Annotated in this window: 19 protein-coding genes and 2 rRNA genes; 4 read left to right on the top strand and 17 right to left on the bottom strand. The window is 40.8% G+C overall.

Features of this window, described 5'->3' with window-relative positions:
- The first annotated feature begins 197 nt into the window (after window positions 1-197).
- Complete coding sequence (locus V6C17_RS07545) at window positions 198-770, top strand: helix-turn-helix domain-containing protein (protein WP_333521938.1); 573 nt, start codon at window positions 198-200, stop codon at window positions 768-770.
- A 106-nt stretch (window positions 771-876) separates the two neighbouring features.
- On the opposite strand, the gene pdxT is transcribed toward V6C17_RS07545, so the two are convergent.
- The 3 genes from pdxT to V6C17_RS07560 all read right to left on the bottom strand — a co-directional run bounded on the left by pdxT (window position 877) and on the right by V6C17_RS07560 (window position 3,244).
- Window positions 877-1,446, bottom strand: a complete 570-nt coding sequence (pdxT, locus tag V6C17_RS07550; RefSeq protein WP_333521939.1) for a pyridoxal 5'-phosphate synthase glutaminase subunit PdxT — start codon at window positions 1,444-1,446, stop codon at window positions 877-879.
- Window positions 1,447-1,488: 42 nt separating this feature from the next.
- Window positions 1,489-2,370 carry a pyridoxal 5'-phosphate synthase lyase subunit PdxS gene (gene pdxS / locus V6C17_RS07555; protein ID WP_333521940.1) on the bottom strand — a complete coding sequence of 294 codons (882 nt, stop codon included), beginning with the start codon at window positions 2,368-2,370 and terminating at the stop codon, window positions 1,489-1,491.
- Window positions 2,371-2,560: 190 nt separating this feature from the next.
- Entirely contained in the window at window positions 2,561-3,244 is a 684-nt protein-coding gene (locus V6C17_RS07560) for an NAD(P)-binding domain-containing protein (protein ID WP_333521941.1), read from the bottom strand.
- A gap of 179 nt (window positions 3,245-3,423) precedes the next feature.
- Here V6C17_RS07560 and V6C17_RS07565 point away from each other — a divergent pair, with 179 nt between their 5' ends.
- Entirely contained in the window at window positions 3,424-3,636 is a 213-nt protein-coding gene (locus V6C17_RS07565; protein WP_333521942.1) for a hypothetical protein, read from the top strand.
- Window positions 3,633-4,097, top strand: coding sequence for a hypothetical protein (locus V6C17_RS07570; protein ID WP_333521943.1), 465 nt, complete (start codon window positions 3,633-3,635; stop codon window positions 4,095-4,097). The genes V6C17_RS07565 and V6C17_RS07570 overlap by 4 nt, the downstream gene beginning before the upstream one ends.
- Before the next feature lie 130 nt (window positions 4,098-4,227).
- Here V6C17_RS07570 and V6C17_RS07575 read toward each other — a convergent pair whose 3' ends face one another.
- The 11 genes from V6C17_RS07575 to mqnE all read right to left on the bottom strand — a co-directional run bounded on the left by V6C17_RS07575 (window position 4,228) and on the right by mqnE (window position 18,306).
- The gene (locus tag V6C17_RS07575; RefSeq protein WP_333521944.1) at window positions 4,228-9,357 is read right to left on the bottom strand and encodes a heavy metal translocating P-type ATPase; all 5,130 of its coding nucleotides are present in this window, start codon (window positions 9,355-9,357) and stop codon (window positions 4,228-4,230) included.
- A gap of 151 nt (window positions 9,358-9,508) precedes the next feature.
- Window positions 9,509-9,775: a hypothetical protein gene (locus V6C17_RS07580; RefSeq protein ID WP_333521945.1), complete on the bottom strand. Its 267-nt coding sequence runs from the start codon at window positions 9,773-9,775 to the stop codon at window positions 9,509-9,511.
- Between the two features lie 31 nt (window positions 9,776-9,806).
- Entirely contained in the window at window positions 9,807-10,424 is a 618-nt protein-coding gene (locus V6C17_RS07585; RefSeq protein ID WP_333521946.1) for a hypothetical protein, read from the bottom strand.
- Window positions 10,425-10,587: 163 nt separating this feature from the next.
- A complete protein-coding gene (locus tag V6C17_RS07590; RefSeq protein WP_333521947.1) occupies window positions 10,588-11,472 on the bottom strand; it encodes a hypothetical protein in 885 nt (294 codons plus the stop codon).
- A 344-nt stretch (window positions 11,473-11,816) separates the two neighbouring features.
- On the bottom strand, window positions 11,817-11,981 hold the full coding sequence (locus V6C17_RS07595; RefSeq protein ID WP_333521948.1) for a hypothetical protein: 165 nt from the start codon (window positions 11,979-11,981) through the stop codon (window positions 11,817-11,819).
- Between the two features lie 114 nt (window positions 11,982-12,095).
- Window positions 12,096-13,373: a DUF445 domain-containing protein gene (locus tag V6C17_RS07600; protein WP_333521949.1), complete on the bottom strand. Its 1,278-nt coding sequence runs from the start codon at window positions 13,371-13,373 to the stop codon at window positions 12,096-12,098.
- A 17-nt stretch (window positions 13,374-13,390) separates the two neighbouring features.
- The gene (locus V6C17_RS07605) at window positions 13,391-14,644 is read right to left on the bottom strand and encodes a DUF445 domain-containing protein (RefSeq protein ID WP_333521950.1); all 1,254 of its coding nucleotides are present in this window, start codon (window positions 14,642-14,644) and stop codon (window positions 13,391-13,393) included.
- A 14-nt stretch (window positions 14,645-14,658) separates the two neighbouring features.
- Complete coding sequence (locus V6C17_RS07610; RefSeq protein ID WP_333521951.1) at window positions 14,659-16,380, bottom strand: hypothetical protein; 1,722 nt, start codon at window positions 16,378-16,380, stop codon at window positions 14,659-14,661.
- Between the two features lie 276 nt (window positions 16,381-16,656).
- Window positions 16,657-16,827, bottom strand: coding sequence for a hypothetical protein (locus V6C17_RS07615; RefSeq protein WP_333521952.1), 171 nt, complete (start codon window positions 16,825-16,827; stop codon window positions 16,657-16,659).
- Window positions 16,828-16,859: 32 nt separating this feature from the next.
- Window positions 16,860-17,003: a hypothetical protein gene (locus V6C17_RS07620; RefSeq protein ID WP_333521953.1), complete on the bottom strand. Its 144-nt coding sequence runs from the start codon at window positions 17,001-17,003 to the stop codon at window positions 16,860-16,862.
- 217 nt (window positions 17,004-17,220) lie between these two features.
- Window positions 17,221-18,306 (bottom strand): aminofutalosine synthase MqnE, encoded by a 1,086-nt coding sequence (gene mqnE / locus V6C17_RS07625; protein WP_333521954.1) that lies wholly within the window; start codon window positions 18,304-18,306, stop codon window positions 17,221-17,223.
- A 184-nt stretch (window positions 18,307-18,490) separates the two neighbouring features.
- On the opposite strand from mqnE, the gene V6C17_RS07630 reads away from it, so the two are divergent.
- On the top strand, window positions 18,491-19,630 hold the full coding sequence (locus tag V6C17_RS07630) for an amidohydrolase (RefSeq protein WP_333521955.1): 1,140 nt from the start codon (window positions 18,491-18,493) through the stop codon (window positions 19,628-19,630).
- Window positions 19,631-19,997: 367 nt separating this feature from the next.
- Here V6C17_RS07630 and V6C17_RS07635 read toward each other — a convergent pair whose 3' ends face one another.
- The 3 genes from V6C17_RS07635 to V6C17_RS07645 form a co-directional block, all read right to left on the bottom strand.
- Window positions 19,998-20,366 (bottom strand): hypothetical protein, encoded by a 369-nt coding sequence (locus V6C17_RS07635; protein WP_333521956.1) that lies wholly within the window; start codon window positions 20,364-20,366, stop codon window positions 19,998-20,000.
- Between the two features lie 707 nt (window positions 20,367-21,073).
- Window positions 21,074-21,190, bottom strand: a 5S ribosomal RNA gene (gene rrf / locus V6C17_RS07640).
- A 101-nt stretch (window positions 21,191-21,291) separates the two neighbouring features.
- Window positions 21,292-22,315 (bottom strand): 23S ribosomal RNA (locus V6C17_RS07645); the annotation flags it as partial.

The raw sequence follows: 22,315 nt of genomic DNA on the forward strand, positions 1-22,315 counted from the left end.
AACCTCAAAGAGGACTGCTTTACCGCAAAAATAATGTATAATGAGTGTATGTAGAAAACTCCTCTTGAGTAATATATTACTCTCTTTGTGTAATATATTACTCAAGAAATCGCAGATTCCTCCTTGTATTTTATATTTTTGGTAAATTTATACTATATATATTAACCTAGACTACTCTAGGCTAGAGAGGTGCCGCTTTGAGTCATAGAAATTTAAATTTTGGGAAAAATATTGCAAACTTGCGAATACAACAGAAAATTTCTCAAGAGGAACTCGCTGAAAAATCTGGTATTAGCCGATCTATGCTTTCTAAAATAGAACGAGACGAGGTTAGCCCAACAATTGCAGTCGCAAATAAGATCGCGTGCGGCTTAAATACCTCAGTCTCAGCCTTGCTTGATGAAACTAATTCCGAGCGTGTACAGCTTAGGCGAATTGGTGACAGGGTCGTACAAGAAGATCCAATTTCGCTAATTCAAAGAGAGTTGATTGTACATACATCTGATTTAGGTCTTGGCATCCAATATCTTATATCGCCACCTGGCGCAACTACAGGAATTTTGCCTCCCCATAAAAGCGGCTCTGAAAAATATATAATTGTTGAACAGGCTAGTCTTAAAGTTACTTTAGGAAAAGATGATTCATACGAGCTTAATCCCGGTGATTGTCTTGCCTTCGCTGCTGATACCGAGCATGAAATGCAAAGTGCAGAATTAAAAGAATGCCGCTACTATGTGATACAAGTAGAGCCATCTGAATTTAAAAAGTAATTTATGCGCAAAAAAAGACCTATTTACGATTAATATCGTCAATAGGTCTTTTTTATTGTGATTAGCAAAAAAGGCCGTCGACACATTAGCGTCGACGGCCTTTAGATTACTCTTGTATCATTTTTATAAAATACTTATGGATGCGATTATCCCTAGTAAGCTCGGGATGAAAAGCTGTAGCCAAAAATCTCCCCTGACGGGCGATAACGACTTTTCCTTTAACCTCAGCCATAACTTTAACTTCAGGCCCTGCTTCTTCGATATAAGGAGCTCTAATGAAAACTGCTCTGACAGGTTCGACTCCAAATTCCTTTACATATAAGTCGGCCTCAAAGCTTTCACACTGACGACCAAAAGCATTACGGCGTACCGATGTATCCATAAGCCCTAGCCGCGGCTGATCACTATCTACAATATTTTTTGAAAGCAGTATCATTCCGGCACAAGTTCCATAGATAGCCATACCTTGCGCGGCTCGCTCTTTTATTTTATCCATTATAGCCCAGTCGTTCAGCAGTTTGCCGATAGTTGTGCTCTCACCGCCTGGAATAATAAGACCAGCTACTTCATCAAGCTCATCTGCCTTACGAATCTCAACTGCTTCTACGCCGCACTCATGGAGCATCCAGCAATGTTCACGGAATGCGCCTTGCAGCGCTAATACCCCAATCTTCATTACCGATTTCCCTCTTTTCTAGTCTGATCCAGCCAGCGTAACTTACCAGCCGCGTTCTTGCATACGCTCATGCTGCGGAATGGTGTCAATCTCGATGCCAACCATAGGCTCACCAAGATCTTTAGATACTTCAGCAAGCACTTTAGGATCATTATAGTAAGTAGTTGCAGCAACAATCGCTTTAGCACGTTTAACAGGGTCACCGGATTTAAAAATACCTGAGCCGACAAAAATACCATCACAGCCGAGCTGCATCATCAAAGCAGCATCAGCGGGAGTAGCAATACCACCAGCTGCAAAATTAACTACAGGTAAACGGCCTAATTTTTTAGTTTCGATAACTAATTCAAGCGGAGCAGCAATGTTTTTAGCAAAAGCCGCTACTTCTTCTTCTGGTAGGTTTTGCAGTGTGCGAATTTCACTCATCACCATTCGTATATGCTTTACAGCTTCAATAACATTACCTGTACCTGGCTCACCCTTGGTGCGGATCATAGCAGCACCTTCGCCAATGCGGCGCAATGCTTCGCCTAGATTTTTAGCACCGCAGACAAATGGTACTTTAAACTGGTTTTTATTAATGTGGAATTTATCATCCGCAGGAGTAAGCACTTCACTCTCATCGATATAATCAGCACCCAAAGATTCCAATATTTGGGCTTCAACGAAGTGGCCTATTCGCGCCTTGGCCATAACCGGAATAGTTACAGCACTCATAATCTTTTCAACAATCGTAGGATCGGCCATTCTGGCAACACCACCGGCAGCACGTATATCAGCAGGTACACGCTCTAGCGCCATAACAGCACAAGCCCCTGCCTGCTCAGCTATTTTAGCCTGCTCCGGAGTTGTTACATCCATGATTACGCCGCCTTTAAGCATTTCTGCTAAACCGGCTTTTACACGAAAAGTACCTTGTTGCATTTTAAGTTACCCCCCAAAAAGTACGCTCTCAAAAACGGTAGTTCTTAGTATTCTTCTAGTTACATTTAGTATTTGTTATCGAGAAGCTTTTAAATATATTCTGTATTATAATGCATGTTTGATCCTTTTAAAATACACAGAATCGACATTCTTGATAGGTACAGTTGCGGGAGATACCATTATGCTTACACTAGTTTCTTAATTTAGTTTTAAGCGCCTGGACCACATCACGAGCAAATGGCCCTAAATCATTGTTAGCATAGGCTTTAAGAATTCCTGCAGCTACTTGTCTTATAGCACTCTTAATAATAACTTCATCGGTGATACCTTGCAGCTGCAAGTTTTCTTCTATTTGTACCGCTGCGGTCAATGCTGCCTGAGCAGCGGTAATGTTTATACTGCTTACAATATCTGCCCGCCCAATAACGACCTTACCAACCGGCTTAAAAATTTCTGCAGCAGCTTCTACTAACTCCGGCGGGCGCTCATTAACAATAATCACCGGTTCTAATCCCAATGCCATTTCACCCGCATGAGCAACTAGTTTTACCCCGATGCATTTAATATGTGATGCGGCTGCTTCATTTAATACTCTCTGGGCAACATTTGTGGCAACATTTATTACTGTTAATGGCTGATTTATCTGATTAAACTCTTTAATACAACTTATGACCTCACGGTCTGGAACAGCTAATATTACTGTTCCCAACTTAGCAATATCTGAAAGGCTGGCTGCCACAGATACATCTAGTTCATTTGCGAGTGCTTTAGTCCGAGCGGAGTCCCGGTCAAACAGCCATAAGTCCACGTGACCAGCTAGTTTTTTCGCCAAAACTTCTCCCATGCGCCCTATCCCAACTAATCCAACATTCATAATACCACTCCATTTATCTAGTTTAATGTGCAGGCTATTTTTATAGAAAATTATATCTGTGTTAAAAGTGTTTTATTACGGTTCATAAATTATCGTAAATTCGGGAACTAATATAAATAACTTAGCAAATTATATTCTCTTGCCTATAATAGTTATTCTATTACAAGGAGGTCTAGATAATGAATGTTTTCCGCTGGGGAGCTTATGTTATAAAGAACGCTTCACCTGCTGGATTAATTGTTGGTGGTGCAGTTCTAGCTATTTCTCTGCCTATAGTCCGCAAAGGCTTGCGTTGTCTAGCGGTAGCAACTGCGAGCAATTTATATTCAATCGTCGAGGAAGCCAAAAAAATAGATATTTCTGGTTCACATTTTAAGGAGGCAAAGGAATGAATATTCTGGGTTATGGTTCACGTATCTTAACAAGAACTTCACCCTTGGGACTTATAATAGGCGGGGCTGCAATAGCTTTAGCTATCCCAACTGTACGCAAAGGTCTTCGGGCTGGTGCAGTTTTGGCAGTACGCGGTGTTCTGTCTGTTTCCGAGGAAGCAAAGCGTATTTCTACAAAATCACGTCATACAATGCAATCCATGATGGCTGAGGCTCAAGGCGATGACTGCTGCGCTTCTTGTGAGGAATTTTCCAAAAGCGTTCATCCTCGCAGAGTGGCAATTGCTGCAGCTGCTGGGATGATGGCAGCTTCTAATAAAGCTAAGGATTTATTTAATAATGCATCGCTCGGTGTCAAAAATTTTATTGACGAAGCCAAAACTTTAAGCAATGATAAAGACTCTAACGAAGACCCTAACGATGGGTTGGAAGGCGACTTCGTTGAGCTTCCTAAACATTAATATTGACACATGAAGAATCAAACAGACTAGGCTGTTTGATTCTATTTTTATGACTGCGATATCCTTCTGTTTATTTCATGCCATAAAAAAGCTAACAGCGCCCCACTTGGTGCGCTGTTAGCTTTTTTGATTATTCGGCTGCCATAGGCGCCGGTAAACAGCATGTAACTTCGCTGTCTTTATTAGGTGATATTCGTGCTAAAACATTTTCAGCTCCATAATCTACAAAAGCTGTACCTATCGATAATGCTGAGACAAGCATCCAATCAAGCGCTGTTAAGCCTGTTGTACCAAAGATTGTTTGCAGTGCAGGTATATAGATTATGCCTGCGACCATTGCCATTGATAATCCGACTGCTCCCAAAAGTGCCCAGTTGCTGAAAAAGCTCACTTTACCGGTACGGTCCTCTTTACGGCAGTCAAATATATGTACGAACTGGCTGACGGCAATTTGCGCCACTACTAAACTTCTAGCTAAAATAAGGCTGCCAGTTGACCGAAGTTTCCATGCATATAGCGCTAATCCGGCTGCACCTATTATTGCACCTCTTGTTAAAATCTTACGACCTAAATTCCCTGAAAACACACTATCGTTTCCACTTCTAGGCGGCTGTTCCATTATGCCTTCAGCCGGCGGATCATTAACCAGTGCTATTACCGGGAGGCCATCACCGATTAAGTTTATCCAGAGCAATTGTATTGGTAGCAACGGCAACGGAAGTCCAATAAGTGCTGCCAGGAACATCAGTACAACTTCTCCGATATTCGTAGCCAACGCATAGCGAATAGCCTTTCGTATATTAGCATATATTGCCCGCCCTTCCTGCATAGCTCTAACAATTGTTGCAAAATTATCATCAGCTAGCGTCATGCAGGCCGCGTCCTTAGTAACATCTGTGCCTGTTATGCCCATAGCAATTCCAATGTCGGCCGCCTTTATTGCCGGAGCATCATTAACGCCATCGCCTGTCATTGCTACTACATATCCTTTGCTCTTAAAGGATTTTATAATTCTCATTTTGTGCTGCGGTGCTGTACGAGCATAGACACTAATACTTTCTATAACATCTGTAAGTTGGTCATCCGACATCTTATCAAGTTCTTGCCCTGTTAAAACTCTGCCGCCCGCTTCTAATAATCCGAGTTCTCTTGAAATAGCCATTGCAGTGCTGGGATGATCACCAGTTATCATAACAACTTTGACACCAGCTTTTTTGCATTTAGCGATAGCTGGCAAGACTTCGGGTCTTGGCGGGTCAATCATCCCCACTAATCCCGAAAAAATCAGCCCTGTTTCAAGACTATCGTCATCCTCTTCGAAATCATCTACAACCTTATAAGCGGTAGCTAATACCCTTAGTGCGTCGTTTGCCATATTCTCACATGCTTCATGGAGTGTTTGTTTAACTTCGGCACACATTAGTCTGACTTCTCCATCTACTAAGTAATGAGTACAAGCCGAAATAATACTGTCTGGCGCGCCTTTAGAGTACAGAACATTTTCATCATTATGTCCTTTGCAAACTACTGACATTTTTCTGCGCTCGGCTTCAAATGGTAATTCTTTAACCCGCACATAAGATTGCTCTAGTTTATGCTCCCAAATACCTGCTTTCGCACCGACAACTAAGAGTGCCCCTTCTGTTGGATCTCCATTAATCGACCAACCTTTTTCTCTGGCATTATCTATTGCTACAACATTATTTTGGAAAGTCTCTTTGCCACTAACCAGTTTAGAGTTATTGCAGAGTACACCAGTTAATAGTGTCTGCATTAAAGCCGCATCTTCTCTAGGATCAGTTTGTATTTGTTTCTGATAGAACTTGCCTTTCGGGCAATATCCTTCACCATCTATATCCCACATACTAGCGGCAGTATAGATTTTCCGCACAGTCATCTCGTTTTTAGTGAGTGTCCCCGTTTTATCTGAGCATATAACAGTAGCACAGCCTAGCGTTTCTATCGACGCCATATTCCTAACTAGAATATTTTGTTTTACCATTCTCCGCACACCTAAAGCCAGAGCTACAATAACGATTGCGGATAAGCCTTCAGGTATTGCGGTAACCGCTATTGTGGCTGAAGATCTCACCATATTAAACAGGCTTTGCCCTCGTAATATTCCGGTAAGGAACACTATACCAGCTACGCTTAAACAGCCAACAACAATAATTTTTCCTAGCTCCTCTAGGCGTATCTGCAATGGCGTGGGCTCGTTCTTTCTATTCTGCAACAACGCGGCGATTTTCCCCATTTCTGTAGACATACCAGTAGCAACCACAATTGCATGGGCCCGCCCCCTCGTCACATTTGTGCCCATGAAAACCATGTTGCTTCTATCGCCTAATGTAGCATCCTCGTCACACAATTGACTGCACTTCTTCTTGGCTGGTATTGTTTCTCCTGTTAATGATGCTTCCTCAACTTCAAATTGGGTAGCTTTGATAAGCCTGGCATCAGCAGGGATACGATCACCAGCTTCAAGGATAATCAAGTCGCCTGGTACTAGATATTCTGCCTTAATCGACTGAGTTCGTCCGCCTCTAATTACTCGCGCCATCGGCGGGGTCATCTTCTTTATAGAATCCAGCGATTTTTCCGCCTTACTCTCCTGATAAGCTCCTAATAAAGCATTCGCAATAAGTATCGAGCCTGTCAGTATGGCATCTTTCACATCTCCAAGGACAAACGAAAGTACCGTGGACCCGAGTAAAACCTTGACCATAAAGTCTTTAAACTGATCACGAAATAACTGCCAAAAGGATATCTTTTTGCCCTCGGCTAAGACATTTAACCCATTCTCTTCACATCTTCTTATAGCTGTTTGCTCATTTAACCCAAATCTAGCAGAGCTGCCTAATTTTTCACATATTGAAGCTTCCGGCAAAACGTGCCAATGATCATTTATTTCTCTTTTCTGATTTAAAGGAAGGTGCAGCAGTTTGTTAGGCTGGCTAGCAGCATTTATACTTGTCGGTGTTTGTGCAAACCGCTGCAAGTCAAGCACATTATTATTAATGCTTTTAGCTGGAGATGTATTATTCTGTGGTCGTCTCTTCATTAATAATCGGGCAGAGTTAAGCACTACCCCCAGCGTACTAAGATTTAGGAATAATGCTGCAGTAACCGGTGACATTATCTGCATTGCTGCCAGGCCAATCCCCACGGCACTAGCTCCAGCAGAAAAAGTCACATTCTGCCTCATCACTTGCATCGTTTTCTTGCTTAACTCTAACACTGCCGGGATCTGGCTAAGATCATTGCCGCATATAACTACATCGGCGGTTCTCACCGCAAGGTCCGTTCCGGCAGAACCTACAGCTATACTTAAATCCGCTGCCGACATTGCAGGGGAATCATTTAATCCATCGCCCACCATTGCGACTTTTTTGCCATCCTGCCTGATTTTTGTGATGATTTCCACCTTGTCAGCTGCCTGCATTCCGCCCCAGTTCTGACTGAGTCCAAGTTTAGCGGCTGCGGCTGCTGCACTATCTGTAGTATCGCCTGTTATAAGTCCAATATCTGATATACCAGCAGATCTAATCCCTTCTATTGCCGAGATACTCTCTGGTCTTAGAATATCCTCTATGCCTACTAGCGCTGCCAGCTTCCGATTAATTGCAACATACACTACACTATTGCCAAGATGCTTGAACCGCAAAGTTCGTCCTTTTGCTGCTTCAGTAGAAATCCCTTCACTTCGCATAAGCTCTTCATTGCCTATACTCAGCTCTTGCGCACCGATATTGCCAATAATACCGTTACCTAAAGTAATCTTTGTATCAGCTTCAGGTATCATTAGCCCTTTACTTCGTGCAGCATGATATAACATTCGTGCTATCGGATGGCTAGATGATTTTTCAAGAGCTGCCGCCAAAGCGAGAATATCGTCCTCTGTATACTCATGACCTAATACGACTATTTCTGAAAGCTGTGGTTTAACCTGTGTTAGCGTGCCAGTTTTATCAAATAGTACTGTATCAATTTGTTCAGCAGCCTCTATCGAACGTGAGTCTTTAATAAATATTCCCTGACTCGCTGCCTGCGCAACCGACATTCCAAGTGCAGTATGAGAAGATAATGCTACTGCCGCTGGACAGCCAGCCAATAGAACGGCTAGACTCCTCTGGTAATCACGAGTTAACAAGAAAATAGCCGCCGCAATGCCTATAGTCCAAGGAACAAGTTTACCGGAATATATTTCTCCCGATCTACTAATACCATTCTTATCACTTGCTTGCTCGATTAATGCGATTATTGAGGCAACCGAGGTATCTTTACCTACCCTCACTGCCTGGACGAGAATGGTGCCTTCCTCGACAACCATTCCCGCACTTACTTCATCACCTTTATTTTTTTCGACTGGTATGTATTCACCGCATATTGCCGCCTTGTTTAAAACAGCTTTTCCATCTACTACAACACCGTCAACAACTACATGCTCGCCTTGTCTAACAACGATTATATCGCCTATGCTCAAATCACTAGTATCCACCTGCTGATAACCTTCATTGTTAGCCAAAACAACTTTGCTTTGCTTGCCTATTAATATCTCCCGAACAGCACGCCTGGAGCGTGCATGCATAATGTAATTAAATAAGCCGCTAAGCTGTACAAGCCACAAAACTGATAATCCAGCGATATTTTCCCGCATTGCCAATAAGATTAAAGATGCGACAGATATTAATAAATCATTATTGACCCTTCTTTTTTCAACCAAATTTGCTATGCCACTGCGCAGTACTGGATAACCTGCAACAATGGTAACTATAGCCGTAAAGTTAAATAACCGCTGTGATGTGGAAAGCAATGATCGACCCATAACGAGACGTTTGAATACTATTCCTGCTAAAACGCCACCTGTTACAACAGTATTAATAAGCTGAAACCTTGGAACGGCTTCTCCTTCCTTCTCTTTATTCCTGATCTCATTTGCTGGTTTAGTAGTCCCCAATTCTGGGCATAAAGCGGCAGCAGCGGCTGGAAGCTTAGCTTCCTCTAATCCTCGCAAAAATTGCCGGCGAATTATGTCTATTTGCTGTTGTATATCCGCTAAAGACAACTTTTCTATTTCATAATAAATAAGCGCTCGTCCGGTAAGGTAATTGACCGAAGCACTTTTTATTCCCGCTATCACTTTCAATTGCGAAAACAAGTAGCTGGAAAATACGCGGTCTCTTTTCGATCCTTCAACAGTAATACGCAATCTGCCTGGTATCATATGTAGTGTTTTAGTAGCAATTATTGGAGCTGGCAATAGTAGTGCCTCCTTAGTAATTATAGGCAATGCATAAGTAGAAATACTAAAGCAAAATACGCATAATTCAATATAGCTTACTCAAATAAATTGTTTAGCTAAAATAGCGAGGACACAGGTCCTCGCTATTTGTTGGCAACCGTTATCTTGCTTAAAAGAATCTCATCCGAGTTAAGGATATGCCTGATAGAAGATTGTCTTTGCTCTCTTTACTTTTTTGTTTAATATATCCAAATAAGCCGCCCAAGAAATTTTCCCAAAGATGTATTGTCTCTTCCTTACATTGCGGTGATTGGCGGCGTACCTCCAACGTTAAATCTACAGCTGCTTTAAGATCACAAGCTATCTGTCGAAGTAGTGAGTTTAACTCCAATACCCTATCTACTTTTTTTTCTTCCATATCTAGAACTTTCGACACCTATTATCCCCCTTAAGCAGTCATCCTATGATTATTTATTAGGATCCGAAAAGAAGTCGTCTTCAACAACTGCATTGTCGATGGACTGTTTTATCTTATCGAATTGGGCTTCAGCAACCAAATCTTCCACATCTTCACGAACGCCGCTTATCAAGCCTTGTGCCTGCTCTGTTAAGTCATTCACACCGTTAATAACTTTTGACGCTAGAGGCTTAAGTGCATCTTTTACACCTGGAATAAGCAACGCCGCTAAGGCTATAGCCCCTAGTCCATAGGCAATATTCTTGCCATTGCCAGCCTTCAAACGATGAGTCATTTGCCTGGTAGCCCTTGTGAATCTTCCCATATCTGGACTTTCTTCTACTAGATCTATAAGCTCGGCTAAATTTAAAAGTTGACGTCGTTCGTCTTGAATCATCTTTTCTAGAGCCTGCTTTGCATATGGATCGGTAACCCGAGCCAGTCGCTGTTCATAGATGCGTACCGCATTTAGCTTTGCCTCAAAAATTTGATCAAGCGAATCAACTGTTTCTCCATTCATAGCCTGAAGAGCTTGCAGTCGGCGCCGCTTTTCTTTAACTGTCCTATTATTATCTATTAAATCACGGCGTTCTTCACGCGTTGAGTTGTTCTCACCTTCTCTAGGCACTAGTGTATCCATCCTTTCGATCTGATATTCTGTTTAAACGTACTATTATCTTAACCAAAATTAACCATGTATATACAAAACTGGAAGTATGAAAGTAGATTCTATGTTTAACCTAAACTAGCATCAACTTCATCATCAGAAAAAAAGACTGTATAACCTTTAGTTATACAGCCTTGTTTCCTGCATATAAAGTTAGTGGCACACAGCCCGAGTGACGCTTCAGCTTCATTTGTTCCAGAAGCTGAGCTTTTTCAAAATTATATTCCTTAGCAAAAACATCATCAAACATTTGATAAAAGTTTTTTGCAATTTGGTTATTATATTCGCTCAGCAGACGTTTACAGATATTCTCTACAATTCCCGCCAGCCTAGCTTCTAACTGTTTTTTACAAGAGGATGTAACTGCATAAGGCATACACTTTACCGACGATAAAAAGATATTCCCTAGTTCTAACTTTTTAAAAACGCACTCAACCGGCTTTGACATGTTTAGCTTATCTACGCTCTTGTCCCAAATTTTATTGCTAGCTTTGAGCATAGTATGCCCTATTGAAATAGTTAGTCGATAATCGTCTATTGCCTTACCCAAGCTGGCAATACTCGCTATATCATGGATCTCTGGGCGAACCGCTGCTAAACTTCTCGACTTAATTCCAAACAAATACTTAAATTGAGTGATTGTTTCAAACCTTATTTCCTGCTCTAATTCAGCTACTTGACGTTCACTTATCAACCTATTAAGAACAGCATGAATATTTTTACTGGAGCTATCTTGCAAAAGAGTATCTATATGAGAGCAAATTTGACTTTTGCAGGCGGTATACAAAGATGCTACTCGTTGAATATTTTTAGTAATACATGCTTCAACGACCTCGGCAACCCTCGCCTCATGCTGGCATATGTTTCTTTCCAACATCCGCAGCTTAAATTCAGTTTCTGTTATGACAACTCTTTTTCTAATTATTTCAGCAGACAACATAGTAACATTTTTATTTTTTTGAACACAAGCATTTTTAAATTTAGTCTCCCGATTCATCATATATAGCATTGTTTTAACTCACTTTCTTTAAATGAAGAGACCCTATCGCAATTATATCTATATTTTCTATCTTAAAGGTTAATGAATGGTAAATTTGTTGTTAATGTTTTTATGATAATGATTATCACTTTCTTTGATTATACTATTTCCACTTTAGTTTGACAATACTCTTACATCTAAACTTATCTGGATAATTATTGAAATTAAGATGATCCTACGATAGATAAAGAAAACACTGCTTGCAGTGAACTCGACAGCGCATGCCTCATACCACTTATGTATGTTGTAAAGTTTAGCATTCTTATAGTAAAACAAAAGCAGCTGGTATCTTATTGACACCAGCTGCTTTTACGTTATTCGGCTGTTTCGATGGCTTCCATTTGGGAGGTGTGCTGTCTTTTCTTTGGACATTCTTTTTTTCCACAACTTTTACCAAGTGCATATACTGCGGGGATAGCCACACTATGAAGCAATAACCATGCGCCCCAGCCAATAGCTGGACGAATTAGCCAATGCATCAAATCACCTCCAATAATAATAAGTTTGCGATGCTTTATTATTATCTTCATTTAATGATTTATAATTACAGAATGAAATCGGTAATAGGAATATCTTAATTCTTTTCTTTTACTCTAAACAATATCCAACAATTTTGACTGCAAAACTGGCTCATAGATGTAATGCAAAAATATGTATATTAATAAACCTACAATCCCACCTACAATTGAGCCGTTTATTCTTATCCACTGCAAATCGTCACCTGTTTTATCCTGAACAAACCTACTTATATCGCTATTGGAGAAACCTCCCAAGACAGATCTGACAATCATTCCTATCAAATGGTGTTCTTTCTGGATGAGTCGATATGCAACGAACTTCAGCTTAGCTTCAAACCAAGTTTTTAGCTGCTGATCTTTTTTGAATATTTCCCAATACTGCTTTACTTGTCCGGCTACCCATGCCGATACAGGAGAATAAGTACTGTTAGCAGCTTTCGAAACTATTGGTGTTATTGTTTCATCAATACGTATCTGATCAATTAAATCTGATTTCCAATCTTCAATTGCCTCGATCCATATGGTATCTTTTTGAAGATTATTTGCTGTTTCGATAAGTCTAACGTTTATCCATTGCCTAACGAGATGGTCCTTCTTAGTCAAATCATTAAGCAGTAATACTAACTCATCACATAGTGCATTAGCAGCTTCCTCAATATTAATACTATCTGTCTGCTCACCAATCCATACTAACGCTTTTTCAAAAAGGGAGCGAGCATTTTTATGTTTCAGTTCATCAATGTATAGATAAACAGCTCGGCGAAACTTAGGTTTTTCAACGGATGCCTTTAACTCTTCAAGCAAAAAATCAAGTAATTCTTCGCCTTTTCCTTGTTCCAATGCTTGTACTACTACTGCACCTAACTGCGGAGCTAGTTCTATTTGTTTCGCATTTTTTTTAAATACGTTTTCTAAATAGCTACCAATAGACTGAATACTTTTCTCGTCCCAAGCTAAAGCTTTTTGCCGATAAAGCATATCCGCCAAAACTTCTTTACCGCCCTTTTGATCTACCCAATCGATAAATACTTCAATAAATTCTATATTAGAAAGACGTTTTCGGATAGCTTCTACACTTAATAAATCTTCTTCAATAGCCGTAGTTAGAGCTTCGGCAATTCTCTCACGATTGCGTGGTATGATCTCGGTATGCCAGGTAATTCCTAGCGGACGTCCAAATAAAGCGCTTACCGCAAACCAATCAGCAATTCCGCCTATCAAAGCTGCCTCTACCGTGACGTAAAATATTGCTGCCGCGGTGCTGTATGGATAGTGATACTTTATTATTGCTGCTATTGCAAAGAACATAAATACCACTGCCAGCATAATATTAGCCGTTTTTTTAAACTTCAACTGCCTCACCTTACTTTCTACCACCAGAAAGTCATTAAATATATAAGCATCCCTACAAATCCGCCAACCACTGATCCATTTATTCTAATCATCTGCAGATCATTGCCTACTTTATCCTCGATAAACTCTACCAGCTTTTCATCAGACATCTTCTCCAGACTTTCTTTTACTAAAATGCCAATTTCGGCATGATTTTTATCAAACCATTCGCTGAGCAAGGTCTTAGCAAAAGTATTAAGCTTTTCCCGTTTGCCCATACTGTCCGCAAACTCATCGATAATCTGGTTTGCTTGATTAGAGAGTCTATTTAGCCAAGCGGCATCTTCACCATCACTGATTGCCTTGTTGCGCCAATCAGCAAAATTATCGGCAATATGTTGCTCTAAGTTAAACTTTCCATCCAACAAGTTTTCAATCTGCTGCTGAAGCAGCACGGCAGTATTGGGATCTGTTAGAGTTTTATGAAAACGCTCTTTAAGTTTGCTCCGAAATGGATGATTGTGATCTTTCAGTTCCTCTAGGAAATTCAGCAGCGAAGACTGGGTGTCAGCCGCGACCTGGTTAGGTTCCAAATCGATTATTTTATTAAACACCCTTCTTCTCTCTAGGCCTCTTTCATAAGATTTTCTCGTCTCGACAAATAAATCTGCTAACAAACTTTGCATTTGTTTATGATTAGCTATTTTTTCAATTTGTTCTAATGCAAAACTTAGTATTTTATCATCTACATTATGATCAATTAGCCATTGTACCGCTTCTAATATTAAAGGCACTAGTTTTCCATTCTTAACTTGTTTACGCACATAGCTGCCTGATATATGGGCTATTTCATTTGCATCAAGTTGTTCGATAAACTTGTAGGCAAACTTATAGATTATGTCTCTTAGATATTTTCTTCCGTTGTGATCGTCCAGAAAGTGCAATAATACCTCAGAAATATCATAGCTATCTAATGCCTTCATAATATTATCTTTAGATAATAGCTCTGCTTGTACCATCTCAGTCACAGCTTGAAATATTTTTTCTCTATTTCTTGGTATTATAGCTGTTCTAAATGGTATTCCTAACGGTTTGCGAAATAGAGCTGTAACTGCAAACCAATCAGCCAAACCACCAACAACTGCTGCCTGACATCCACTCATAAGAAGGCCGCCCCAGAAATAGCCGCGATAGGGGAAACTAGCCAATAATCCTACCGAAGCTATTCCAAGAGTAACTGCCGCTTTATTTCTATTAGTTTTCATTTCACTATTAACTCGGGTTTCACTCAATCCTATCACTCCTGTTAATAGCTTTCACCCTTAAACTCAACAATATTTATCGTTGTTTCCTTGGTATCATTGATAACTATTGTTATACTGTCACCGAGTTTAGCCAAAGAAAGTTTGGGTGAAGTGCTAATTGTGCCCACAAATATCCTTGAGTCACCTTCTAACATAAGATAAAAATAGGATTCCCCAGCCTTGACGACATGCGAAAATCGACTGACTTTGCCTTGAACTTGAACCCTTTTCGCTTCATTCCCGGGAATAAACATATTTCCATGATTAGCTAATACATGCTGATAAGCTCGAAGTGAACTTTCAATATCAGAACCAACACCAACCAGATTATAGTTTTCAACAGATACAAAGGCAATTGACTTTAATAGACCTTCCTTATCTTTAAGTGGTGCAATGTATGTTGGAACACCATTTATGTTGTATAGAATAGGATAGCCAGCCCGATATCCTTTTTCCTGTACTTGTCCCTCGGCTGATTTCCTCGCCCCGGATTCGTTAGCCCCGGCGACCTTATACCATTTAGCTTCCTTGGTTCGGGAATTTACTAAAATAAAGCCGACAGTACTTTCATCTCTGCCTAAAGATGTAATACCGGTATACCAGTAAACATTGTCGTCATTACCATAGATTAAGTGCAACTCATTACTTGTGGGCTTAAGAGTTCCGCTCTTAGCCAATATGCTATTCCAAAAGCCGTTTATGTATTCACCCCAGTCTCTTATCTGATTATATATCATCTGTTCCGGCTGAACACGATCAATCCATGCTGGTATATTATCAAGTGAGTACCTTGCAACTGCACCTGTTTGGGCATCTACGGTCACTACACCAACCGCATCTGATCCCGCATAACCAATCTTATTTTTGTATAAGGTAACAACCCAAAACGGTCTTAAGTCATCATCTACTTCAAATGAGAAATCGGCCATACCATAATTAACTATACCTTTAAAATATAAATAACGAGGTAGAAAGTCAAAAATAAACCCTCGCATTTGGTACTTAATATATACATCTTGCACCAATCTTACATCTTGTGGATTAGTCGCTGATACCATAACAAGACCTTCACTGCCTCGTGCAAAATTTGAAAACCATTGAAATATGCCGCGGTGCTCGAGCGGAGCAACATAGTATAGTTTGCCTTTAATTTTTTGCAGGGCAAGTTCTCCCATCTGCACCTGGCTTCCTAATGCCGGAACTTCGCCAATCTTCTTTTCAGCCAGTCTTCGGGCCGTTTCCTCATCAACAATCCTGATTTGAGCGAGGTTAATTGGCTCGATATCGGAAGTAAACGAACTCTCCTTTACTTCCCCTAATAAGTTTCTATATGATTGGCTATAAAACAAAGGTAAACTAGTCAAAATCGGCAATATTAATAAATTCATCAATCCTACTAAAGCTAACGTCGCGCCCAGACCAGCTAAAATTTTATACTTTTTTAACAAACCGCTGTAATTCTGGTAATTTGAAATATCAACAACATTATCACGCTGGTTGAACAACCAGCCAAAGTTTCTCTCAAGAAACTCGCCTAAAAAAGTCCCCTTGAGCATCGCCCTGATTTTGTTAATCATGAGCGCCGCTGGAATAGCCAGTAAAAACAATCCCCATATAACCGCTAACATTGACCAGTCGGTAAATCCCCACGACAAAACAGGCATTTCCAGGAAAAAATAAAATAAGTTAAATATTAAGAAAACTGTTACTAAAATCCACTTCATCTGCCGCACCTCATCCATAAAAATGATCCTTAATACCTATCATTCGTTATTTGCTATAAGTATCCTCCCCTATTAGCAGACCAGATAGTCATTAAGATAAAATTTAAAGGGTGGCTTTTAGCCACCCCCTGTTAGTATCATCTAAGATATTGAGAAAGGTTCAGTTGATAGGCGCACCGCAAAACCCAGCAGCGCCGCGTACTGCGATCGTACGCAAGCAATGGGGTTTGAGGTTGAGCGACGCAAATGAGCCTTTATCGATAGTCACCCCTGCAGTTATATCGTTCTTTCTGGCTTATTAATAGGTTTTACTTTCTTCTCACCGCTAAAACTGGCTGATGCTTGTTGCTGATTATCTTTATTGCCGTAAGGCCCATGATGCTTAGGTTCTACTGAACCCCATGGTCCATGTTTAGATTCGGTATTTTTGTCATAAATGTTTCCCATAACCTCACTCCTTTAATTTTATTCGATACGTATTACTTGTTTGCTTTTCCCGCAGAAATATCAGTTGATTTGGGGTTAATCGGTGTATTTGTCTCTTTAGCGCTTTTCCAATTAGGATAATCTTTTGGATCTCCTAAAGTTACACGCACAGATCCGCTGCGATCAATTTTATCCATATTTACCTCCAAAACATAATATTTCGGAAAAGATTATAAGAACACACACGGTTCTTGGAGTAAGAAAAATTGATACGCACATCTTACATTTAGGAAAGGTTACTTTCCTATCTTAATAAAAAATCACCTCCGAATTTAGTTTTCCCCAAAAATTTTTATACATTTACTCTAAACACACGAAAAAAAGCAAAGAACAGCGAATGCCGTTCTTTGCTTTTTATAGAACTTTTATTATATTGTACTTAGAGTCGCGCTCGACTGGTATACGACCAGCCTGCCTTATCGAGTTTATTAACATATCTTTACTTAAGGAGCGGCTTGATTTTGCTCCTGCGGCATGTACTATTTTTTCTTCACTAACTGTACCATCGATATCATTAGCACCAAAGCCTAACGCCAGTTGAGCAATGGGCAGTGTCAGCATAATCCAATAGGCTTTAATATTCTTAAAGTTATCCAACATCACGCGAGATATCGCCATTGTTTTGAGGTCATCCCAGACTGATGTACGTGTAATCTTATTTTCTAGTTCGGTATTTGCAGGGTGAAACGGAAAACAAATAAACGTCTGAAACCCGCCTGTTTCATCTTGCAGTTCTCTCAGTGCAATCAGATGGTCTATCCGTTCTTCAAATGTCTCAATGTGCCCATAAAGCATACTTGCATTGGTCCGAAGACCTAGTTTATGTGCTTGTCGGGCAATTGACAGCCATTCTCCAGCAGTAGCTTTCTTGGGGCATAACTGCTCACGTACTCTGTCAGATAAAATTTCAGCACCGCCTCCTGGCATAGAGTCTATACCAGCGGCAATTAAATCTCTAAGTACTTGTTCAGTAGATTTGCCGGAAATTTTAGCAAAATATGATATTTCTACTGAAGTAAAAGCTTTCAGATGAATATGTGGTAATTCCTCTTTAAGCGATCTAATAACATCGAGGTAAAATTCAAACGGCCACTCCGGATGCAGTCCACTCACAATGTGCAGTTCCCGTAAATCAGGATCTTGCGCAGATTGTTTTGCTAAGGCAAGTGCCTTTTCCTTGGTCATAGTATAAGCCTGAGCACTGTCAACATCACAGCCAAATGCGCAAAATTTGCAGCGAGCTGTACATATATTCGTAAGATTTATGTGCCTGTTTACATTATAGTAAACATATTCACCGCTAATTTTCTTCCTTGCAATATCAGCTAACTGGCCAAGCCAGGCTAGGTCATTAGAATTAAATAAAGCTAGACCTTCTTCTTTAGTCAGCCTTACTCCATCGCGTATCTTATGCTCTATTCCGTAAAGAATTGTATCCAACTACTTACACTCCTTCCACATCTAAGTTCAGCAAATAGATGTTGGCTTCCTGCTTTATATTACACTATCCAGCAAAATTTTTAAAGCATTACCCTAAAACAATCGTGATTTTCGCTGCCAGGATAAAATTAGTTCAACTTGCACACCATACCTTGTAGCTATTTTTTCTAACAGGAGGCCAAATATGTTAGCTATTCAAGGTGGCATAGTCTATACTGCAGTTTCTGGGGTTTTACAGGGTGCGACTATCTTAATCGATAAAAACAAAATTATTGACGTTGGGCACCATGTGCCAATTCCCCATAATGCTCAAATAATTTCAGCTGAAGGCAAATCGGTCACACCTGGGCTTGTTGATTGCCATACTCATCTTGGAATTGCCGAAGAGGCCGCCGGAGATGCCCATTTGGATAAGAACGAAGTCAATGATCCTGTTTGTCCACATCTTCGTGCTATTGATGGAATTAACCCCGAAGATCCTGGGTTGCACGATGCCTATAGCTCAGGTACTACAACTATTATAGTTACTCCTGGCAGTGAAAACGTCATTGGCGGGCAAAGTGTTGCGATTAAAACCTATGGCAATATAGTCGATAACATGGTGGTAAGGCAGCCCGCCGGCTTAAAAATGGCGTTTGGCGAAAATCCAATCAAAATGTATATGAATAAAAACAAGCCACCGTCTACTCGGATGAGTATCGCTGGCATGATTCGCGAAAATATAATAAAAGCACAAAGTTACGATAAAAATTATCGCGCTGGTAATGTCGACCGCAACTTGAGGCTGGAAGCTATTGTAATGATGCTAAACAAAGAGATCCCGTTACGTGCTCATGCCCATGCTGCCGATGATATCATGACAGCAATCAGAATAGCTGAAGAATTTGATTTAATTTTGACCATTGAACATGCAACCGCTGGGCACAAAGTTGCAGAAGAATTAGCTAAGAGAAATATTGCGGCTACTATTGGTCCTTCAATAACAGCAAGGGTCAAAGTCGAACTAAAAGACCGAACCTATCAAACGCCAGCACTTTTGCATCAAGCAGGGGTTAAAATTGCCCTTATTACTGACCATCCTTTTCTCCCCGTAAGCAGCCTCCGCTTAGAGGCGGCTTTAGCAATCCGAGAAGGACTCCCCCGTGATATTGCGATGAAAGCAATTACTCAAAACGCTGCTGACATTATTGGAGTAGGCGATCGTATCGGAAGTATTGAGAAAGGCAAAGATGCTGACTTAGCTATATTTGATGGAGATCCGTTTGCCATCTCTACACAAATAGAGCATGTATTTATAAATGGGCAGTCTGTATTCCCAAATTAATAATCATGTCCTTCCTGTTTGGCTATAGCACATAAGGAAGCTACAAGTACGCCGACAGTTCCCCCCGCGATACCGGCAATAATCAACCAATACCATTCAACCATACCAAACACCTCTTAAAACTATTATTTGGAAATCATATGATGCCATTTTTATTCTTATACCATTAAATTCACGGGCTAATCCTACTCCTTAAAAAACTACCATAGTTATCGGATAGCTTTCTTACTATAACAAACAGCGACATATGCCATTGTTTTGGTGTACAGAAGAAGTCATGTTTCCTTATGAATGTAATAACTATGCGTTAATAGGATATATAAAGGCCATATCAGCTTAGATGCTAATATGGCCTTTATATATCCTATTAAACTTCATTAAATCGCGAAATTATGCACGACGTGTGATTAAACTCTTCAGCCATGACTATAACATCCCCTCTAGTCACAAATTGTGCTATTTCATGTTCAACCAAACGTTTTACTAAATTATTGTTAGCCACCCAAAATTCTTTGAGCTGACCATCACTCAAAATTCCAACTTTATACACAGTATGACTAGAAAAAAAAGCTTCTATCTCATACACCTCTCGACTGACCACAATCCCTTTACGGGAGATATTATATTCTAAGGACCAAAAGCTATCACGGTAGTCATCTGGCACAAGGAACATACTAGGATAAAGCCATAGATAAATAAACGCTACTATCAAAGCTAACATCCTTGACCATAACATATACCCCACCCCCTGAGATTACACTTCATGTACATATATACTATAGGAGGATACATTTATTATATTATATCATATGTATTTTAAGTATATAGATGCTTTTGTAAAGACAAACAGTATGCATTTTTTTTAATATACTGCTCTATACGTATATAGTAGTTACCAAAGCTCAGGATTATATCCATTCAAAACAGACGATCGTCCCCTAAACCGTCCATGGCGCTCCGATGCTAGGCCCATCCGAGGACAGCAGCAAAGTACTGTTGACTTATAAAAACAAAAAAACACTCATCGAATGATGAGTGTTTTTTAACCGGCATCTACTTATCCTCCCAGGCCGTTTCACATATCGCTATGCCATCCATGGCACGATATGTACTTGGATACATCCGGGACCATCGGTCGTTCGCTAAGCCGTCCATGGCGCTTCCGACACTTGGCCATCCAGGGCCGTCGCCAGCCAAGTACTTTCAGCGTATAAGGGCTTAACTACTGTTACGATGCTGACTTAGATGATCTCTCAAATTAAGATATCTAAAGTACATCTAGATCTTCTCGTAGGCGACGACGATGCTGTTTAAGATAACCTATATGTTATCGAACATCCTTATTCTGCTTAGCTGGTTTCATAGGAAACGAGGTATGGGAACAGGTGGAACCCAGGTCTTAACATAGCAAAAAGCACTTACCGTGATGGTAAGTGCTTTTTTAATCAGCAGCTTTCTATCCTCCCAGGCCGTTTCCAGCCAAGTACTTTCGACGTATACGAGCTTAACTACTGTGTTCGGTATGGGAACAGGTGGAGCCTCGCAGCTATCGCCACTGAATATGAGGTGAATGTCTACTAGAGTACATTCCCTGAAAACTTCACAGAAGATAATTTGCATTTTAGTATCATTTCATTCGATGAATCGAATGCTTGAATGTTTAAGTCAAGCCCTCGACCTATTAGTACCAGTCAGCTGAATCCATTACTGGACTTACACACCTGGCCTATCAACCTTGTCATCTACAAGGGGTCTTACTAGATTACTCTATGAGAGACCTCATCTTAAGGCTGGTTTCACGCTTAGATGCTTTCAGCGTTTATCCTTTCCGAACGTAGCTACCCAGCTGTACTCCTGGCGGAATAACTGGTACACCATTGGTTCGTCCACTCCGGTCCTCTCGTACTAGGAGCAGTTCCCTTCAAGTCTCTTACGCCCGCGATGGATAGGGACCGAACTGTCTCACGACGTTCTGAACCCAGCTCACGTACCACTTTAATGGGCGAACAGCCCAACCCTTGGGACCTACTTCAGCCCCAGGATGTGATGAGCCGACATCGAGGTGCCAAACCTCCCCGTCGATATGGACTCTTGGGAGAGATTAGCCTGTTATCCCCAGGGTAGCTTTTATCCGTTGAGCGATGGCCCTTCCACTCGGTACCACCGGATCACTAAGCCCGACTTTCGTCCCTGCTCGACATGTACGTCTTGCAGTCAAGCTCCCTTCTGCCTTTGCACTCTTCGCGCGATTTCCAACCGCGCTGAGGGAACCTTTGGGCGCCTCCGTTACTTTTTCGGAGGCGACCGCCCCAGTCAAACTGCCCACCTGACACTGTCCTTAGTGTCGTTACTACTCAAGTTAGAATTCCAGTAAATAAAGGGTGGTATCCCAACATCGACTCCATACAAACTTGCGTTCATATTTCTCAGTCTCCCACCTATCCTGTACATCATTTACCAAAATCCAATGTCAGGCTGCAGTAAAGCTCCATGGGGTCTTTCTGTCCAGTCGCGGGTAACCTGCATCTTCACAGGTATTTCAATTTCACCGGGTCCCTCGTTGAGACAGTGCCCAAGTCGTTACACCTTTCGTGCGGGTCGGAACTTACCCGACAAGGAATTTCGCTACCTTAGGACCGTTATAGTTACGGCCGCCGTTTACTGGGGCTTCAGTTCACACCTTCG

The sequence above is a fragment of the Dendrosporobacter sp. 1207_IL3150 genome (assembly GCF_036763085.1).
Lineage (GTDB): Bacteria > Bacillota > Negativicutes > DSM-1736 > Dendrosporobacteraceae > JBAIYU01.

Excerpts from the sequence above, each read along its gene's own strand:
- pdxT (WP_333521939.1), bottom strand. The coding sequence starts at position 1,446 with ATGAAGATTGGGGTATTAGCGCTGCAAGGCGCATTCCGTGAACATTGC.
- pdxS (WP_333521940.1), bottom strand. The coding sequence starts at position 2,370 with ATGCAACAAGGTACTTTTCGTGTAAAAGCCGGTTTAGCAGAAATGCTT.
- V6C17_RS07560 (WP_333521941.1), bottom strand. The coding sequence starts at position 3,244 with ATGAATGTTGGATTAGTTGGGATAGGGCGCATGGGAGAAGTTTTGGCG.
- V6C17_RS07565 (WP_333521942.1), top strand. The coding sequence starts at position 3,424 with ATGAATGTTTTCCGCTGGGGAGCTTATGTTATAAAGAACGCTTCACCT.
- V6C17_RS07570 (WP_333521943.1), top strand. The coding sequence starts at position 3,633 with ATGAATATTCTGGGTTATGGTTCACGTATCTTAACAAGAACTTCACCC.
- V6C17_RS07590 (WP_333521947.1), bottom strand. The coding sequence starts at position 11,472 with ATGCTATATATGATGAATCGGGAGACTAAATTTAAAAATGCTTGTGTT.
- V6C17_RS07595 (WP_333521948.1), bottom strand. The coding sequence starts at position 11,981 with ATGCATTGGCTAATTCGTCCAGCTATTGGCTGGGGCGCATGGTTATTG.
- V6C17_RS07610 (WP_333521951.1), bottom strand. The coding sequence starts at position 16,380 with ATGAAGTGGATTTTAGTAACAGTTTTCTTAATATTTAACTTATTTTAT.
- V6C17_RS07615 (WP_333521952.1), bottom strand. The coding sequence starts at position 16,827 with ATGGGAAACATTTATGACAAAAATACCGAATCTAAACATGGACCATGG.
- V6C17_RS07620 (WP_333521953.1), bottom strand. The coding sequence starts at position 17,003 with ATGGATAAAATTGATCGCAGCGGATCTGTGCGTGTAACTTTAGGAGAT.
- V6C17_RS07630 (WP_333521955.1), top strand. The coding sequence starts at position 18,491 with ATGTTAGCTATTCAAGGTGGCATAGTCTATACTGCAGTTTCTGGGGTT.
- V6C17_RS07635 (WP_333521956.1), bottom strand. The coding sequence starts at position 20,366 with ATGTTATGGTCAAGGATGTTAGCTTTGATAGTAGCGTTTATTTATCTA.